The organism is Rhizobium sp. 11_C7_N12_5, assembly GCF_051811145.1.
Lineage (GTDB): Bacteria > Pseudomonadota > Alphaproteobacteria > Rhizobiales > Rhizobiaceae > Rhizobium > Rhizobium lusitanum.
Window position 1 is genome coordinate 2,692,591 of record NZ_JBPWPY010000001.1, and the last position, 17,138, is coordinate 2,709,728.

The window sequence follows — 17,138 nt, forward strand, 5'->3', positions numbered from 1 at the left end:
ACGCCCTTGTATGGGCCTTACAAATCGCAAATCAAAAACCGACACAACGGCTCTTTTGCGACGCATTCAGGACCGGCTTTCGACACGGTTAAAATTGGAACGCGATCGAACGGCCAACTTATCGTTTGTTAGCAGCTTTATTTGCGCTGCAGATGGCAGATCTTTACATGGCCACCACGGCCATCGCTACGCCAGACGCATCCTTCCTTCGGCGGCTTGCGATCGTAAAGATGAATTCGCGCCCGATGCTTGCTGTCGAAGGTCTGATTCGAGAAATCGTGACCGCCGATGCGGACATTGTTTCCAAGACGCACCTCACCGGCTCCAGCAGGCCCAAGCGTTGCGACAAGAACCGCAAAGCCGAACATCAACGCCGCAATCGGCCTTCCGGCGGCAGCGAGGTCATGAAAGTCATGCAACGATTCCCCTTGTGCGCAGGCGGCGGCCGAGATCGGGCAATCGCCATGGCGCGCAAATGACTGTGATCCAGAATCTTCGCACAAGCATGTCAGTGTCGCAAAACATTGCGAGTCAACTCCATATTCGATAGGCGCGACGAGGCGAGGAAGATATTCCCGGCTCAATTCAGCACTCGACAAGCCGCTTTTTACCCGGCAAACTCACGATCTGGCTAGACTTTGACAAACCGATCTGCTATCTCGCCTAACCAATCGCAAGGCTACGGCTGCGCGAACGTTATTTTTTTGCCTCCTGGCGCCGCCGTCGCCGCTGGCATTAACCAAACCAAAGGAACGTGATTCTCGTGCAGGTACTTGTCCGCGATAACAATGTCGACCAGGCTCTCCGCGCTCTCAAGAAGAAGATGCAGCGCGAAGGCATTTTCCGCGAAATGAAGATGCGCGACTACTACGAAAAGCCGTCGCAGAAGCGTGCTCGTGAGAAGGCTGAAGCTGTTCGTCGTGTTCGCAAGCTGGCACGCAAGCGCGCGCAGCGTGAAGGCTTGGTCGCACGCTAATCGTCGTCTTTTCGACGTTTTCAGATGTATGTGTGGCGGGGGCGAGTCGTTCGCCGCCGCCTTTTTGATTTATTCTGCGTACAAATCGGATTAGATCAGAACAGCCTGATATGACGCATGGGAAAGCGAACCCGATAATGGCAATCACGACTACCGAACGGCTCCGTACTTCGAACCTGCTCTTTTTTGTTTCGAAGCGCGCCGCCGCACTGCCAGCTTTGGCGATTCTTGCCGCAATCAGCCTATCCGGCTGCCAGACTGCTTCCACCGATAACGTGATCCGCATCGACAAGGCGCAGGGCTCCTCGGAGAATATCGCTTCGCTGACCTCGGTCATCAATGCCAATCCACAGGATCCGGAAGGCTACAATGTTCGCGGTACGGCCTACGGCCGCGGCGGAGATTTCAGCCGCGCGCTTGCGGACTTCAATCAGGCGATACAGCTCAATCCGAAGTTCTATCAGGCCTATGCCAACCGCGCGCTTATCTACCGCAACATGGGCAAGCTGCCGGAAGCGGTCGCGGACTACAATGCCGCGCTGCAGATCAACTCCAACTACGACGTCGCCTATATCGGCCGGGGCAATCTCTATCGCCAGTCAGGTCGCGACGACGACGCGTTCAACGACTATTCCAAGGCGATCAGCTTGGGAACGACGGATGGCCGTGCCTTCAACGGCCGCGGCGTGATCTATCAGAAGCGCAATCAGCAGGATAAGGCGATCGACGATTTCTCCAAGGCGATCTCGCTGTCCCCGAACTCGCCCGAGCCCTACAACAGCCGCGGCATTTCCTATCTTGCACAGAACGACGACGACAACGCCTTCGCCGACTTCAACCATGCGATCGATCTTGACAACAAGGTCGCCCAATCCTGGGCGAACCAAGCCTTCGTCTACGAGCGCAAAGGCGACAAGGCGAAAGCCCGCCGTTCCTACCAGCATGCCGTCAACCTTGATCCAAACTACCAGCCGGCCAGAGATGGCTTGGCGCGCGTGGGCGCCGGCTCCTGACATAGCCGCATAGCAATGAGACGTTGAGCCGCCGACGATCCTTCGTCCGGCGGCTTTTCTTTGCGTCATCGAACGCCTAGTCTCGAATATCTCCCCATCCAAACGAGACCACGACATGCCCTCCCCCCAGAAAATCATCGTTATCGGCGCTGGCATCATCGGCGCCTCCATCGCCTGGCATCTCCAGCGCAAGGGTGCGTCCGTCACGACAATCGCGCAAAAGATTGGCGGCGAGGCAACACCGAATTCCTTCGCCTGGATCAATGCCAGCTGGGGCAATCCCGAGTTCTATTTTCATTTCCGTCACCGCTCGATGGCCGAATGGTCGCGGCTTGCGGCGGATCTGCCCGGTCTGCCACTGTCCTGGTGTGGCGGATTGTGCTGGGATATGCCGGAGGCCGCACTGGATGCCTATGCCGCGCAACATCATGGTTGGGGCTATGGCATACAGCCGGTCAATCGTGCGACGAGCGTCATGATCGAGCCGAACCTCGCCACCCCACCCGACTATGCGTTGCATATCGCCGAGGAAGGCGCCGTCGAGCCCGTTGCTGCAGCCGAGCTGCTGCTGCAGGACGCCGGTCGTCATGGCGCCGGGCTTCTGCACGGTGTCGAGGTGACAAGTCTATTGACTGAGAACGGCAGGATCGCCGGCGTCGAGACAAATGAAGGGCCGATGCACGCCGATCATGTCGTTCTTGCCGCCGGCGCCGGCACGGCAGCAATTGCCGCATCGGCCGGCATTCATGTGCCGCTCGAAACGCCGCCTGGTCTGATCGTTCATTCCCGCCCCACGCCGAAACTGCTGAACGGCCTGGTGATGGCTCCGGAACTTCACATGCGCCAGACGATGGAAGGCCGGATTATTGCCGGCGGTGATTTCGGCGGCACCGCTCCCGGCGACAATCCACAGAAAGCCGCAGGCGAGCTTTTCGCCAAGGTGAAGGCGGCATTGAAGGGAGGCGATGCGTTGGAACTCGATTTCCATACCATCGGCTATCGTCCGACACCGAAAGACGGCCTGCCCATCCTCGGCGGTGTCGACGCCAGGCCAGGGCTCTATCTTGCGGTCCTTCATTCCGGCGTCACGCTCGCGCCGCTCGTCGGGCTGCTGGCAGCGGAGGAAATCCTCGATGGCAAGGAGGTTACGGAACTCTCCCCTTTCCGACTATCGCGCTTCGCCTAAGGCGGACGATGGGGCGCGGACGCGCAACCACAACGATGCATCACCGCCCCGTAAACGCCCGGGATTATTTACGATTTCACGGCAATGAATTTTCAGATGTTGCAAGGCAATTTGCCGAGCCCTAACATGGGTGCCCTGAGAGTATGTAGCTCAGGGTCTAGGCATGGGGGCGCTTGGCATGATGACCGGAACCGTTATTCTTGCTTCCGCAAGCGCTCCCGATCGTCATCGAGGTACGATCGGTTGATCGCACCATGAGGAAGCTGCATTTCCCGAAGGCGTCGATTGGGGCTTATCTGATCGCCATCGCACTGGCGATTGCCTTGCCCATTCTCGCCTTCGTCGCGCTGCTTTTGGTCCAGCTCGAAAACAATGAACGCGATGCATTGAAAGGCGACACCGTTCAGGACGCCCAGTCTTTGGCCCGCGTGATCGATCGGCAACTGCAGGATATGGCGACGACCCTGCGGCTGCTCTCCTCTTCGCCTGAGTTGGAGCACAACGATATCGAGACCTTTTTCACCAGGACGGAGACGGTGTTGCGCACCGATGCGCTTTTCGTCCTGCTCCTGGAAAAGGATGGCCAACTTCGGTTGAACACACGCTGGCCGCTCGGCAAGCCGCTTGGCAAGACGGGCAACATCGCCGCGCTGCAATCGGCGCTGGACTCCGGACGCATCGAGGCGTCCGATGTCTTCGTAGGCCCGAACGCCCGTCGATGGGTCTATAACGTCACCCTCCCGCTCGATCATTCGCCGGCCGGCGCCGCATTGGCGATAACCCAGGATGCGGATCAACTCGCCAAGCTCATCACGACGGAAGCGCTCCCCCCGGGCTGGTCGGCCGCGGTCCTGGACAAATCCGGCCATGTCGTCGCCGCCGGCGGCCCGACGATCCTTTCCCCCGGCGATACATTCAACAAGGATATTCTGCCCAAATTGATCGCTTCCAGCGGCGTCTATCAGGATGACAAGGTCCTGCCGCACTCGCTGCTCGGCTATGCGCAGATCTCCGGCTGGTCATGGAAAGCGGTCGTGTGGGGGCCTGTCATCTCGGCACAGGCATCGCTGATGAGCACATGGCGTTTCCTGATTTATGGCGGCGTCACATTGCTGCTGGTCGCGCTGATCGCCGTCTATGCCCTGGCGCGCCAGGTGCGCATAACCATACAGAGCATCGCCGACATGGCGGATCGCATGGGCCGGGGCGAGATCGTGTCGCCGATCGACAGCAGTGTCGTCGAGGCCAATCAGGTGGCCGTCGCGCTTTCCAACGCGTCCTTCGACCGCAGCGTCACCGAAGACCGGCTGCATTTCGTCATGCACGAGCTCGTCCACCGCACCAAGAACCTGCTGGCGCTCGCCCAGGCGATGACCCGCCAGCTCGCACGCCAGACAGATAGCGTCGATACCTTCCAGCGCGCGGTCGCCGACCGGCTGGAAGGATTGGCGCGCTCGATAGAGGTCCTGACCAGCGAGCAATGGTCCGGCGTCTCGCTGCGCCGCGTGATCGACATCCATCTGGCGACCTTCCTGCAAGGGCCGCAACAGCTCGACGTAAAAGGCAACGATTTCCTGTTGAAGCCCGAAGCGGTGCAGAATCTCGGCTTGATCCTGCACGAGCTGGCAACGAATTCGGTAAAATACGGAGCGCTCTCGGCCCCCGAGGGCAAGATTGCCATCGAATGGACGAACGAGCCAGGTGAGACCGGACCGATGATCCGGTTCGTCTGGACTGAAAGCGACGGCCCGCCGGTCAAACCACCGACCGAGACCGGCTTCGGCACGACGGTCACGAAAGCCCATGCCGCCGCATCCTTCAGCGGTCATGTCGAGATCGATTTCCGGCCCGCTGGCCTCGTATGGATACTCACCGCCCCGCGCGCCACGATGGAGCGCAAGCGAACATAGAACGGGTTACGATCGGGAATGGGGTGTGAACGTTACTCGTTCATAGCCTTGACGATCTCTTCCGTCACCTTCTTGGCGTCACCAAGCAGCATCATCGTCCCGTCCTTGTAGAACAGGGTATTGTCGATGCCGGCATAGCCGGAGCCGAGGGAGCGCTTGACGAAGAGGCAGGTCTTGGCCTTGTCGACGTCGAGGATCGGCATGCCGTAGATCGGCGAGGTCTTGTCGTCGCGCGCGGCCGGATTGGTGACGTCGTTGGCACCGATGACATAGGCGACATCGGCCTGCGCAAATTCGGAATTGATGTCCTCGAGCTCGAACACCTCGTCATAGGGCACGTTTGCTTCGGCGAGCAGCACGTTCATATGGCCGGGCATCCGTCCGGCGACCGGATGGATAGCATATTTCACTTCGACGCCGTGCGCCTTCAGGCGATCGGCCATCTCGCGCAGCGCATGCTGGGCCTGGGCAACCGCCATGCCGTATCCTGGCACGATGATGACCTTTGAGGCATTCGCCATGAGATAGGCTGCATCCTCAGCCGAGCCGAGTTTGACGGTCTTGTCGGAATTATCGGCGCCGCCCGACACGCTTTCACCACCGAAGCCGCCGAGAATGACCGAGACGAAGGAGCGGTTCATGCCCTTGCACATGATGTAGGACAGGATCGCACCGGAGGACCCCACAAGCGCGCCGGTGATGATGAGCGCCAGATTGCCGAGCGTGAAGCCGATGCCGGCGGCCGCCCATCCGGAATAGGAATTCAGCATCGACACGACAACAGGCATGTCCGCCCCGCCGATCGGCACGATCAAGAGCACGCCGAGCGCCAGCGACAGGACGACGACGGCCCAGAAATCGAAATGGCTTTCGCTTACCGCAAGGCCGATGATGAAAAACACGATCAGGATAAGCAGGGCGGCATTGATGATGTGCCGGTATGGCAGCAGGATCGGCTTGCCGGACATGCGCCCGTCGAGCTTCAGGAAGGCGATGATCGAACCGGTAAAGGTCAAGGCACCGATGGCCACACCGATCGCCATTTCGATGCGGGCCTCGGTGTGGATGGATCCGATATTGCCGATGCCGAAGGAGGACGGCGTATAGAGCGCCGACGCCGCCACCAGAACCGCCGCCAGGCCGACCAGCGAGTGGAAGCCGGCCACGAGCTGCGGCATCGAGGTCATTGGGATGACACGGGCAATGTAGGCGCCCGCTCCGCCGCCGATGGCGAGGCCGAGAACGATCAGCACGAAGCCGCCGAAGGACGGCGTCGCCAGCACCAACGTCGTGACGATGGCAATGCCCATGCCGATCATGCCGTACAGATTGCCGCGCCGGCTGGTTGCCGGATGGGAAAGGCCGCGCAGCGCCAGAACGAACAGGACGCCGGAAACCAGATAGAGGAAAGCCGCGATATTGGTCAGCATGCCGCCCTCACTTGTCTTTCTTCTTGTACATCGCCAGCATGCGCTGGGTGACAAGGAAGCCGCCGACGATATTGACCGAAACGAGCACCAGCGCCACGAAGCCGAAGCCCGTGGCCAATCCGCTGGCGGAAATACCGACCGCCAGCAGCGCGCCGACGACGATAACGGAGGAGATGGCGTTCGTTACCGCCATCAGCGGCGTGTGCAGGGCCGGCGTCACCGACCAGACCACATAGTAGCCGACGAAGATCGCCAGCACGAAGATCGCGAACTGGAAGACGAAGGGATCGATCGCCCCGCCGGTTGCGGCGCTGGCCGCCTCAGGCGCTTGTGCCGCAGCGGTCATGACGGCGGTAACGGCATCATTCAGTTGCTGGAGTGCCCGATCCATTGCTTGGCTGGCCATTTCAGAGATCTCCCTTCTTGACCGTCGGCTGGTCGGGATCGACGAAATTCGGGTGCACGACTTCGCCGCCATCGGTCAGCATCGTCGCCTTGATCAACTCGTCGGCGCGATTGAGGCCGAGGCTCTTGCTGTCCTTGTCGACCATCGTTTCCAGGAAGGTGACGAGGTTCTTGGCATAGAGAGCCGACGCGCTCGCCGGGATCCGGCCGGCCATGTTGGGATATCCGACCACCCTGACGCCTTCGACATCGGCCACGGCGCCGTATTCAACGCCCTCGATATTGCCGCCGCGTTCGACGGCGAGATCGACCGCGACCGCACCCGGGCGCATGGCCTTCAGCATGTCGCGACTGACAAGCCGAGGGGCAGGACGTCCAGGGATAAGCGCTGTTGTGATGACGATATCCTGCTTGGCGATGTGATCCGCGACCAGCGCTGCCTGCTTGGCCTGATATTCCCCGGACATTTCCTTGGCGTAGCCGCCGGCGGTTTCGGCGGCCTTGAACTCCTCGTCCTCGACAGCGATGAATTTCGCGCCGAGCGAGGCGACCTGCTCCTTGGCTGCCGGACGCACGTCGGTGGCCGACACCAGAGCACCCAGCCGCCTTGCCGTCGCGATCGCCTGCAGACCGGCAACGCCGGCGCCCATGACGAAGACCTTTGCCGCCGGCACCGTACCTGCCGCCGTCATCATCATCGGCAACGCTCGGTCATAAACGGCGGCAGCCTCGATGACTGCCTGATAACCGGCAAGGTTTGCCTGCGACGACAGGACGTCCATCGACTGCGCGCGCGTGATGCGGGGCATCAGCTCCATGGCGAAGCTCGTCAGCCCGGCGCGCGCCATCTCGACAAGGGCCGCCTCGTTGCCATAGGGATCCATGATGGCGATCACGATCGCGCCGGTCTTGTAGCCGGTCATCTCCTTGCTCGTCGGTCGCCTGACCTTGAGAATGACATCGGCCCGCTTGGCATCCTTCACAGCGCCGATGCGCGCACCGATGGCCTCGTATTCGCGGTCCGGAATGCGCGAGGAAGCGCCCGCACCGGCTTCGATCACGACGTCGAAGCCGAGGCTTCTCATCTTTTTCACTGTCTCGACGGACGCCGCGACGCGCGCTTCCTCCGCCACGCTTTCCTTGGCCACGAAAACCAGATTACCCAACGACAACACCTCGCATCAAACGGCCGCACGCCCAAATGCGGTGGCGTGACAGCCCGCAGAATTACGGGAAGGCTCGAGCCAGATAGGCCCGGCGTCGATCAGCGCTGGAATGTCAGCGCAACAGGATAATGCTGGCGATGGAAAGAACGATGAAAATGAGGACGCCACCGAGGAAGCCGGCATGGCCGAAGAAGCTTGCCGCCATGGCGATCAACAATGCGGCAATGATCGCAGATCCGACCCGGGCGCTCGAGAGGAAAAGATTATAAGTCTTCTCATGCTCCTTGTAGTCCATAGGAGCACCGGTTTCAGCGGGTCCGGTATTATGTTCGGCCATTCAAAAATCTCCCCTCGATGCGCTCCTCCCGAAAGACCCGACAACAGACGGGCGGTTGGAGTTCGTCCTCAAAAGCCACGGCATCTCGTAAGGAGATGCCGCAGCCGAATTTCCTCTACCGAGGGGTTACACAAAGCGACGAAAAATGCAATGCACGAGAAGGTCGCATCAGCGCGCAGGCTAGCCGAATTGCCCGCGAATATCACGCCGGACGCCGCTTGCCAGTCTCGCGGTCGGCAGAATGGTCAAGGGAGGCGAGCCGGTATCCTCGCCGCGGGAAAACATCATGCGTCGCTCGCATGGCTCGGAATCGAAGAACGGATATCGCTGCATCAGCTTGCCGCGGATCTCCTTTGATCGAGATGCCAGAAGCGTCAATTCGAAACCATAGGTCTTGGTCATGCGGGGCGGAACGACCGTATCGGCGTAGAACACACGCTTGTAAAAGGCCGCATGCGCCGGACGAATATGCTGCATCACCCTGTCGGTGTCGAAATAGATGGCACCCACGATCGCCGGTCTCAGCGTCAGGTAGGGCAAGGCCGGCAATTCCAGCTCGAAATCGGGGTCGACGGCAAAGCGTGCCGGGTCGATCAACGTCATCCCGGCATCGAGGAAGGCATGAATTTCGTCCGGGAAAATACCGGTTGACTGGCACACGCGATGATCCGGCGTGACATGGTGTATCCGCACCGTGCTCACCAGCTCCTCGTAATAGTAGACGCCGAAGATATAGGCATGGTCGTCGAAGTCTATGTCGTCGATCAGGTTCTTGGCCGCCACGGGCAAGACTGCGTGCGCCTTATAGGCCTTGTAACGCAGCCGCGCGACATCCTCCATGTCCTCGCTGCTTTCAATTCGGCGGTATTCTACGTGATCGAGCACCTCCATCAGCTTGCCGGCAAAGCCGCTTTCTTTAATACTCACATGAGTCATGGTTAATGTTCCGTTATGATTAACGGACCATTATTGGTATTAAGAGAAAAATTGATCAATGTTTGTTTCAAATTTTCATTAACTATTCGTTCATAAAGGTTAATTTTTCAACGAATACCGGTATAGATTCGAATATGATCAGGTTCTGAATATTGCATTACTGCTATTCATGAAGGTGCGCATGCGGCCACCAGAACCATCCTATGAAGGCACAGGCCTGATATTCGTGGAGGCAGTCAGGTGACTGTCAGCTCTGGTCTGATGTGGAAAGAACGACGTGAATGGCATGCACCGGCGGGGCGGTGAGACACGGTCGTTACTATGCGCCTTTCAGGGCAGGTGCTTCAGCGACGCGGTCTGAAAAGCTTCGACCGCCTCACGCGACATTGTCCTGCCGCAGGGCCGGCTGCCGGCGGCTGAGGCTGTCGACCATCTCGGCGACTTGTTCGCGCGACACGGGAACAGAGAACACATAACCCTGGATGATGTCAGCCAGGTTCTTCTCAACGACTAGCGCCAGTTGCTCGAGCGTCTCCACACCCTCGATCACGATGTGGAGGCTGAGGGCGCGGGAGAGATCGACGATGCCGCACAGCAGCTTGAAACGACGGCTGTCGGTCGTGATGTCGCGGACGAAGGAGCGATCGATCTTGACGACATCCACGGGCAGCGAATCGAGATAGCTAAGGCTGGAGAAGCCCGTTCCGAAATCATCGATGGCGACCGTGATGCCTCTGGCACGCAGATCGGCAAGAATGGACCGGACTGTCGCCACCTCGTCCATCAGGCAGCTTTCCGTGACTTCGAGATGCAACCGTGACGGCTCCAGCCCCGATGCTTCCAGTGCATCCATGACGATATCGACGATGTCGTTGCTGCGCAGATCCTGTGCCGAGAGGTTGACCGACACCGACACTGGCGCTGGCCATGAAACGCAATCGCGACAGGCCTGGTTGATCATGAAGCGGGTGATACCGCCAACGATGCCCATCTCCTCGGCGATCTGCACGAAGATGTTGGGAGGGATGGAGCCCTTCTCCGGATGAATCCATCGCGCCAGGGCTTCGCAGCAATCGATGCGGGAGCCATCCGGCGTGAACATGGGCTGATACACCGCCTGAAGGCGGCCGGCTTCCACCGCCTCGCGCAGATCCTCCTTCAGCTTTTGCCGCTCGACGTAGCGCGCATCCATCTCCTCTTCGAAGGCGGTGCAGCCACCCTTCATCCGCAGCTTGGCATCGAACAGGGCCAGGTCGGCCTTGATCTGCCATTCCTCCGAGCGGAATTCGCGGCTCGACATGGTCACGTAACCGCCGCTGAAGGAAATCCGAAAGCTGTTGCCATCCACATCGTAAGTGCCCGTCACCGCGGCATGCAACGCCTGCACGCAGCTCCCCACGTCCGACGTGCCATCCTCATTCGGGAAAAACAGCACGAACTGATCGCCCACCAGACGCGCGGCAAGCGCCGTGGTGCCGGCAAGCTCCTTCAGACGCTCAGCGATGGCGACCAGCAGACGGTCTCCGGTCACATGCCCCTTGGTGTCATTCACATGTTTAAAGTCGTCGACATCGAGAACCAGGATGCCGATCTGGCTTTCTCTGGTGCGAGCGGCAAGCTGCTCCTTGACCAGCTCGACGAAATATTCACGGTTCGGCAAGCCCGTCAGTGGGTCGTAGCGCACCATATGCAGGATCTTGCGCTCCGCCCGGATACGCACTGTCACATCCTCGAAGATCAGGATGACGACACCGTCGGCGCGACGGCTGGCCGCGAACTCCAGAAACTGATCCTCATTGAACTGAATGAGCGTGCGGGAGAGCGAACCGCTGACGAGTTGCGCCATCTGCCGCTGGATCAATCCAGGCAAGGAGCCGTCGATGAATGCATGACGCGCACCATACCGCAGCACGACGTCGAATTCGCAATCCTTCAGCTGCTCCTGATGTGTGAAATTCAGGAGTTCGCATGCCTTGCGATTGACCACGAGGATACGGTTATGGGCATCCAGCATGAACAGGCCATGCGTCATATTATTGAGCGCGGTGTCGAACCGGTCGGCAATCTGCGATATCTCGCGCGACGCGATGACATTCTTATAGAGAAACTCGCGCACGCCGTTTGCCATCGCGCGCGTCGTCAACCCGAAGGGAACGAGCATGATGGAAACGATCGCCTTATAGAGCTGTTGCGACATCAGGCAGGCGATGATGATCGGCAGGCAGCATGCCAGGGTCTGGAGGTCGATCGCTTTCTGGGAACCATAGTTGCGGCCGACGATCGACACCATCGACGCCATGGTCACCGCGATGCAGATGAATTCCGCCAGCGGATCCTGCACGATCAGGATGGCATAGCCGCTGCCGATGCCGAGAATGGACGCGGTTGCCGCAGCACCGATCACATAGCGGGTTTCCCAACGAGCGATATCGGCACGCGCGAAGCTGTGCTTGTCGGCGGCATCGAATAACCAGAAGGAGTACATGCGTAACGCAAAGACAGCGGCAAAAGCCAGGCACAGAACGATATATATATTTGCACGCGTACTCAGGAAAACGATGACGTATGTCAGGATGTGAACGAACACCCCCGTAAACAGCGTTTTACGGTTTCCGAAAAGCGAACTGACGAACGACAGATAAACATCTGTCGGTACGGTGTCCGGGCTTGGAGGCTTCATTCAGAGTTCCCCTGATGCGGCGGACACCCTAGGTGAAACGTTTTAAAATTTGATTGCCCAAATAGGATGCATCCGGGCGAATTTACCAATCATGCCGGTAACTTACGCTGATTTAAAGTTGCACACCACATCGTATTCGCGCATTCACCTAACGATTACTCTACCCGCAATATATGTTTCAAGTCACTCATGAAAAGCAGAGTATTACCGAGGGCTTAAACGACATCGATCAAAGTTTGCCCGCCCGCTGCTGGATCATCATGAACGTATCGAAAGTATATTCCGAGAGCTGCATCCAAAGATAGGCATCCTTTTTATAGGCTACCTGATCCTCATAGATACGTTTGAAGTAGGCGTTCGACTTTGAAAGATCGGCGTACAATCCGCTGGCCGCCTGAAAACAAGCTTCCATGATCTCCTGGCTGAAAGGACGAAGCGTCACGCCCTGCTGCACGATATCCTTCAGCGCGTGGGGGTTCTTGACATCATATTTCGCCAGCATGTTGGTGTTGGCGAAGGCACAGGCATCGGCCAGGATCGCCTGATAGTTTTTCGGAAGCGCGCCCCATTTTTCCAGATTGAAGAAGGCGTGCACGACAGCACCGCCCTCCCACCATCCGGGATAATAGTAGTATTTGGCGATCTTCTGCAGCCCGAGCTTCAGGTCGTCGTAGGGGCCGACCCATTCGGCGGCATCGACCGTGCCCTTGTCCAGCGCGTCGTAAACGCCACTGACGGCAATGTCCTGTTGCGGTATCACGCCGATCTTCTCGATCACCTTGCCCGCAAGGCCCGCGATGCGCATCTTCAAGCCCTTTAGATCATCCAGCGTATTGATTTCCTTGCGGAACCAGCCGCCCATCTGCGCCCCGGTATTACCGGCCGGGAGGCCCATTATGCCTTGCGTGGCATAGAACTCGTTCATCAGTTTGTTGCCGTCGCCCTGGTAGAACCACGCATTGGTAAGCCGGGCATTCAGGCCGAAGGGAATGGCCGTGCCAATGGCGTAGGTCGGGTCCTTGTTCCAGAAATAATAGGAACAGGTGTGCGCGGCATCGACCGTGCCGGCGCTCACCGCATCGGCAGCCTGCGCGCCAGGCACGATTTCGCCGGCTTCATAGGTCTGGATGACGAAATTGCCGTTTGTCGCGTCGGAAACATGCGCGGCGATATCCTCGGCACCGCCGTAGATCGTATCCAGGCTCTTCGGAAAGGACGATGTCATCTTCCAGGTGATCTTGGGATATTCCTGGGCCAGGGCCGGGCTCGCAAGCGCGGAGGCGGCAGCACCCGCGCCAACTGCTCCTGCCCGCCTGATGAAGGAACGGCGATCCATTGAAATCTCCCATACGGACGGCATTGCTGGGGAACGACGTTCCCGGTCATGGCGCAAGGCATGGAACTAACCACGCCGCACACGGTCTTTCAAGTTTGCTTTCGCATCGCATTATGGCGATTCCTGTACATCCTCATGACGAACGGAAACAAAGCCTTATCGAAACCGCTCCGCGTTGCCGGCCGCGCGCTCTTCGCGTAGATTTGCAGCCGGGATAATCCGCCCTCGGATTGACATCATGATCATTCAGGGGTCTCAACGAATAATCGTTTCGCATCTTCCGGAGCCTTGAATGTCCAGACCGATCATCGCCATTCCCGCAGACATCCGCGAGTTCGACGGCGCGACCTGGCATGCGGTGCAGGAACAATACGTCCAGGCCACCGTCAAGGCTGCGGGGCTGATGGCGCTGATCGTCCCGGCGCTGGAAGCAGAGAATGATGCGGACGCCATTCTGGACCGCGTCGACGGACTGCTCGTCTCCGGCTCTGCCAGCAACGTTCATCCATCGCTCTATGGCAAAGAGGCTCTTGAGAGCGACGGTCCTTTCGATCCGGCACGCGATGCGACATCTTTGCCGCTCATCCGCCGAGCCATCGATCGCGCCATTCCCATGCTTGCCATCTGCCGCGGCATTCAGGAACTGAACGTCGCCCTCGGCGGCACGCTTGCAAGCGAGATCCACGAACAGCCGGGCATCTGGGACCATCGCAAGCCGCAGAATGTCGATCGCGATACGATGTATTCCATCCGCCAGAGCGTTTTCGTCAAGGAAGGCTCCTGCATCGCCCGCGTCGTCGGCCCGGGCGAAGTGCGGGTCAACTCGCTGCATCGCCAGGCGATTGCCGATACGGCCCCGAGACTGCAGGTAGAGGCTCTGGCCGAAGACGGCACGATCGAAGCCGTCTCCGTCATCGGCGCGAAGGCCTTTGCCGTCGGCGTGCAATGGCATCCGGAATATTGGGCGGAAACGGACTCGCCGTCGCGCAAGCTCTTTGTGGCATTCGGCGACGCCGTGCGCGACTATGCTGCGAGCAAGGAGCGGCTCGTCGCCGCTTCTCATCAGCAAAAAGCCGTTTGATCAGCCGCGCGGCTTGACCGGAGTTTCCGGCACCGGCGTCAGCGGCTTGCCCTTTTCGAACCACTCGATGATGTTGTCGGCGACGAGATCGGCCATAGCGTCGCGTGTTGGCACAGAGGCGGAAGCCACATGCGGCAATAGCGAAACGTTCGGCAGCGTGAGATAGCCGGCCGGAACGTTAGGCTCGTCGTAAAACACGTCGAGGCCGGCGGCGCCGAGCGTTCCGTTGCAGAGTGCCGCGATCAGGGCGTCGTCGTCGACGGACCAGCCGCGACCGACATTGATGAACACGCCTCGCGGTCCAAGCGCCGAAAGGATCTCGGCATTGATCACCTTATGCGTTTCCGGCGTCTTGGGCACGATGGAGATCAGCGTATCCACCGATTGAGCCATCTCCTTCAGGGTCGGATAGTAGTCGTAGGGCAACGAGTCGCGCGGCGAGCGCGTGTGATAGCCGATCTTCACCTTGAACGGCTCAAGCCTTCTCGCGATCTCCATGCCGATGCGGCCGAGACCGTAAATGCCGACTCGGCGTCCCTTCATCGAGAAGGGCGAGAGCGGAAAGGCACCATCCTTCACCCAGCGCCCATCGCGCAGCCAGCTTTCCGCTTTCGGAAATTGCCGCAGCGTGTTCAGCAGAAGAGCGATCGCCGTGTCGGCAACTTCATCGTTCAGGACATCGGGCGTGTTGGTGACGACGATCCCCTTCGAGGCGGCATGCTTGACGTCGATGCCGTCATAACCGACGCCGAAATTGGCGATGACTTCGAGATGCGGAAAGGCATCGATCCAGGCGGCATTCACGCCACCGGCGACCGCAATGCCGCGCACACGCGCCGCGACGTCCGCATCGACCTGAGGCCCATCGGTGCGATCGACGGAGACGACCTCGAATTGCTTCCCAAGCCTTTCAAGAACACGCGGGTGTATCTTCCCCGGAACGAGGACGGTAGTGCGATTATCGGACATGGATCTTCCTCTTGAGAAACGGTTCGGCGCTACTGGCGAGCTTTGTAGGGCGTCGTCGACTGGCGGATGCGCATTTCCGGCTTGATAAGATGAATACCATCCGGCTCATGGCTTCCCGCTAACCTATCCAAAAGTGCTCGGGCTGCAAGCCTTCCGACCTCGGCCTGGCCGTTCCACACGGTGGTCAGCGCAGGCGTTGCGATCGCCGCCTCCTCCAGGTCGTCATAGCCGGTGACCGAGATGTCCCGTCCCGGCACGAGACCCGCGCGGGAAATGCCGTTCATGAGGCCGATGGCGACCAGATCGTTCCAGCAGACCGCCGCGGTCGGCTTCTGCGGCAGCGACAGGAAATGCACGGCTGCCTCGAAACCGCCCTGCTTGGAGCGCGCGCCGGGAATGCGCAGATCGGGATCGACTTCGATGCCCGCCTTGCGCAGCGCATTGACATAGCCCTGATAACGGTCGCGCCCGGTCGAGGTCTGGTCCGTGCCGCCGATCATGGCGATGGTGCGATGGCCGAGGCTGATCAGGTGGTTGGTCGCAAGCGAAATTCCGTAGCTGTCGTCGCCGCGAAAGGTCGGCAGATCCAGCGCCTCGATCTGGCGCGCCACAAGGATGGCCGGCATGCCGTTTTCTTCCGCCAGCTCGAAATCTTCGGGCGGCGTTCCAATCGCCGGCGACATGATGACACCGTCGCCGCCGAGTTGCAGCAGCGTCTCGATGAAGGTCCGCTGCTTCTCGACCGAATCATAATGGTTGGAAAGGATGAAGGTGTGGCGGCTGCGGTCGAGCTCGCTTTCGATCGCCTTGAGGATTTCCCCGTAAAAGGGGTTCATGATGTCGTGAACGACGACGCCGATGATCCCGGACCGCGATGTCCTGAGACTGGCCGCGCGACGGTTGTAGATATAACCCAGCGCGCGAGCCTGATCCTTGATCTTTTCGCGCGTGTTGGTCGCGACCAGCGGACTGTCGCGTAAGGCTAAGGATACCGTTGCTGTTGAAATGCCAAGCGTTTCCGCAATCGTCGAAAGCTTTATCTTTTGCGCCACGCGCACCCTCCCCGTGAAACGCAGCCATATTCACATTCCGTCGTTTAGCGATTCCGGAATTTAAAATATTTAATTAAAAGGTTTAATCACGTCGTGCAACTTGAATTCTCGGGGATTCTCAAAATTCGTCTTCGTCCTCGTCGTCATCCCCGGCCTGGAGATTGCTTTCGATCGCCTTGAGCAGGCGCACGAGCGAGCGGATGTCCTTCTCGGAGAAGCCGCGTGTAGCGAGTTCGTCACAACTGGCCGCCGAGCTTTCGATCTCGCTGACGCTGTTGCGCCCCGTTTCGGTAAGATAGACCTTGGTCAATCGGGCATCCTCGGCATCCGGCCGCCGCTCGACGAAGCCCTGCGCCTCCATGCGGCCGATCGTACGCGTCATCGTCGGCGCCTTGACGCCGAGCTTCTGCGCCAGCGATCCGGCGGGTAAGCCATCGCTTGCAGCGAGCGCGAGAATGACGCCATCCTGCCCGGCATAAAGACCGCTCGCCGTAAGGCTCCGCGTTATCACCGTACGCATCGACCGCGCCGCCTGCGTCAATGCTGGCGACAGATCGGCAAGCGTGTAGTCGCGGTGATCCTTCTTTTTACCTGACTTACTTTTCTTCCCGACCTTGTTCTTCTTACCCATCGTGATTCCGTTGACCTTTTCGCCGATGCG

General features: G+C 59.4%; 16 protein-coding genes. 6 read left to right on the top strand and 10 right to left on the bottom strand.

Translation table 11 applies throughout. The features are described 5' to 3' along the window. Nucleotides 1-245 precede the first annotated feature (245 nt). The 5 genes from AB8B29_RS13275 to AB8B29_RS13295 all read left to right on the top strand — a co-directional run bounded on the left by AB8B29_RS13275 (nt 246) and on the right by AB8B29_RS13295 (nt 5,085). The gene (locus AB8B29_RS13275) at nt 246-479 is read left to right on the top strand and encodes a hypothetical protein (RefSeq protein WP_156143635.1); all 234 of its coding nucleotides are present in this window, start codon (nt 246-248) and stop codon (nt 477-479) included. Nucleotides 480-763: 284 nt separating this feature from the next. Next, a complete protein-coding gene (gene rpsU, locus AB8B29_RS13280) occupies nt 764-976 on the top strand; it encodes a 30S ribosomal protein S21 (protein WP_003585885.1) in 213 nt (70 codons plus the stop codon). A 137-nt stretch (nt 977-1,113) separates the two neighbouring features. Then, the gene (locus AB8B29_RS13285) at nt 1,114-1,989 is read left to right on the top strand and encodes a tetratricopeptide repeat protein (RefSeq protein ID WP_037196343.1); all 876 of its coding nucleotides are present in this window, start codon (nt 1,114-1,116) and stop codon (nt 1,987-1,989) included. 115 nt (nt 1,990-2,104) lie between these two features. Beyond that, nucleotides 2,105-3,175, top strand: a complete 1,071-nt coding sequence (locus tag AB8B29_RS13290; RefSeq protein ID WP_037196342.1) for an NAD(P)/FAD-dependent oxidoreductase — start codon at nt 2,105-2,107, stop codon at nt 3,173-3,175. A 254-nt stretch (nt 3,176-3,429) separates the two neighbouring features. Continuing rightward, on the top strand, nt 3,430-5,085 hold the full coding sequence (locus tag AB8B29_RS13295) for a sensor histidine kinase (RefSeq protein WP_037196585.1): 1,656 nt from the start codon (nt 3,430-3,432) through the stop codon (nt 5,083-5,085). A gap of 32 nt (nt 5,086-5,117) precedes the next feature. Here AB8B29_RS13295 and AB8B29_RS13300 read toward each other — a convergent pair whose 3' ends face one another. The 7 genes from AB8B29_RS13300 to AB8B29_RS13330 form a co-directional block, all read right to left on the bottom strand. Then, a complete protein-coding gene (locus AB8B29_RS13300) occupies nt 5,118-6,512 on the bottom strand; it encodes an NAD(P)(+) transhydrogenase (Re/Si-specific) subunit beta (RefSeq protein WP_037196584.1) in 1,395 nt (464 codons plus the stop codon). Nucleotides 6,513-6,522: 10 nt separating this feature from the next. Next, nucleotides 6,523-6,921 (bottom strand): proton-translocating transhydrogenase family protein, encoded by a 399-nt coding sequence (locus AB8B29_RS13305; RefSeq protein WP_037196341.1) that lies wholly within the window; start codon nt 6,919-6,921, stop codon nt 6,523-6,525. 1 nt (nt 6,922) lies between these two features. Further along, nucleotides 6,923-8,086: a Re/Si-specific NAD(P)(+) transhydrogenase subunit alpha gene (locus tag AB8B29_RS13310; RefSeq protein ID WP_037196340.1), complete on the bottom strand. Its 1,164-nt coding sequence runs from the start codon at nt 8,084-8,086 to the stop codon at nt 6,923-6,925. A 112-nt stretch (nt 8,087-8,198) separates the two neighbouring features. Further along, nucleotides 8,199-8,423, bottom strand: a complete 225-nt coding sequence (locus AB8B29_RS13315) for an aa3-type cytochrome c oxidase subunit IV (protein ID WP_113118553.1) — start codon at nt 8,421-8,423, stop codon at nt 8,199-8,201. 180 nt (nt 8,424-8,603) lie between these two features. Next, on the bottom strand, nt 8,604-9,359 hold the full coding sequence (locus tag AB8B29_RS13320) for an N-acyl amino acid synthase FeeM domain-containing protein (protein WP_037196338.1): 756 nt from the start codon (nt 9,357-9,359) through the stop codon (nt 8,604-8,606). Nucleotides 9,360-9,735: 376 nt separating this feature from the next. Continuing rightward, entirely contained in the window at nt 9,736-12,039 is a 2,304-nt protein-coding gene (locus AB8B29_RS13325) for an EAL domain-containing protein (RefSeq protein ID WP_113118554.1), read from the bottom strand. Between the two features lie 229 nt (nt 12,040-12,268). Next, complete coding sequence (locus AB8B29_RS13330; protein ID WP_037196336.1) at nt 12,269-13,375, bottom strand: TRAP transporter substrate-binding protein; 1,107 nt, start codon at nt 13,373-13,375, stop codon at nt 12,269-12,271. Nucleotides 13,376-13,667: 292 nt separating this feature from the next. Between AB8B29_RS13330 and AB8B29_RS13335 the strand changes: the two genes are divergently transcribed. Next, entirely contained in the window at nt 13,668-14,456 is a 789-nt protein-coding gene (locus AB8B29_RS13335) for a gamma-glutamyl-gamma-aminobutyrate hydrolase family protein (protein ID WP_113118555.1), read from the top strand. Here the strand turns inward: AB8B29_RS13335 and AB8B29_RS13340 are convergent, their stop codons facing one another. The 3 genes from AB8B29_RS13340 to AB8B29_RS13350 form a co-directional block, all read right to left on the bottom strand. Next, complete coding sequence (locus AB8B29_RS13340) at nt 14,457-15,425, bottom strand: 2-hydroxyacid dehydrogenase (RefSeq protein WP_037196334.1); 969 nt, start codon at nt 15,423-15,425, stop codon at nt 14,457-14,459. Between the two features lie 29 nt (nt 15,426-15,454). Further along, nucleotides 15,455-16,477, bottom strand: a complete 1,023-nt coding sequence (locus AB8B29_RS13345; protein WP_037196333.1) for a LacI family DNA-binding transcriptional regulator — start codon at nt 16,475-16,477, stop codon at nt 15,455-15,457. A gap of 118 nt (nt 16,478-16,595) precedes the next feature. Continuing rightward, nucleotides 16,596-17,108 (bottom strand): MarR family winged helix-turn-helix transcriptional regulator, encoded by a 513-nt coding sequence (locus AB8B29_RS13350; protein ID WP_037196332.1) that lies wholly within the window; start codon nt 17,106-17,108, stop codon nt 16,596-16,598. Nucleotides 17,109-17,138 lie beyond the last annotated feature (30 nt).

What these genes read in the sequence shown, in the direction of transcription:
- AB8B29_RS13285 (WP_037196343.1), top strand. Translation starts at nt 1,114, where the DNA reads ATGGCAATCACGACTACCGAACGGCTCCGTACTTCGAACCTGCTCTTT.
- AB8B29_RS13335 (WP_113118555.1), top strand. Translation starts at nt 13,668, where the DNA reads ATGTCCAGACCGATCATCGCCATTCCCGCAGACATCCGCGAGTTCGAC.
- AB8B29_RS13320 (WP_037196338.1), bottom strand. Translation starts at nt 9,359, where the DNA reads ATGACTCATGTGAGTATTAAAGAAAGCGGCTTTGCCGGCAAGCTGATG.
- AB8B29_RS13330 (WP_037196336.1), bottom strand. Translation starts at nt 13,375, where the DNA reads ATGGATCGCCGTTCCTTCATCAGGCGGGCAGGAGCAGTTGGCGCGGGT.
- AB8B29_RS13315 (WP_113118553.1), bottom strand. Translation starts at nt 8,423, where the DNA reads ATGGCCGAACATAATACCGGACCCGCTGAAACCGGTGCTCCTATGGAC.
- AB8B29_RS13350 (WP_037196332.1), bottom strand. Translation starts at nt 17,108, where the DNA reads ATGGGTAAGAAGAACAAGGTCGGGAAGAAAAGTAAGTCAGGTAAAAAG.
- AB8B29_RS13295 (WP_037196585.1), top strand. Translation starts at nt 3,430, where the DNA reads ATGAGGAAGCTGCATTTCCCGAAGGCGTCGATTGGGGCTTATCTGATC.
- AB8B29_RS13305 (WP_037196341.1), bottom strand. Translation starts at nt 6,921, where the DNA reads ATGGCCAGCCAAGCAATGGATCGGGCACTCCAGCAACTGAATGATGCC.
- AB8B29_RS13290 (WP_037196342.1), top strand. Translation starts at nt 2,105, where the DNA reads ATGCCCTCCCCCCAGAAAATCATCGTTATCGGCGCTGGCATCATCGGC.
- AB8B29_RS13325 (WP_113118554.1), bottom strand. Translation starts at nt 12,039, where the DNA reads ATGAAGCCTCCAAGCCCGGACACCGTACCGACAGATGTTTATCTGTCG.
- AB8B29_RS13275 (WP_156143635.1), top strand. Translation starts at nt 246, where the DNA reads ATGCTTGCTGTCGAAGGTCTGATTCGAGAAATCGTGACCGCCGATGCG.
- AB8B29_RS13340 (WP_037196334.1), bottom strand. Translation starts at nt 15,425, where the DNA reads ATGTCCGATAATCGCACTACCGTCCTCGTTCCGGGGAAGATACACCCG.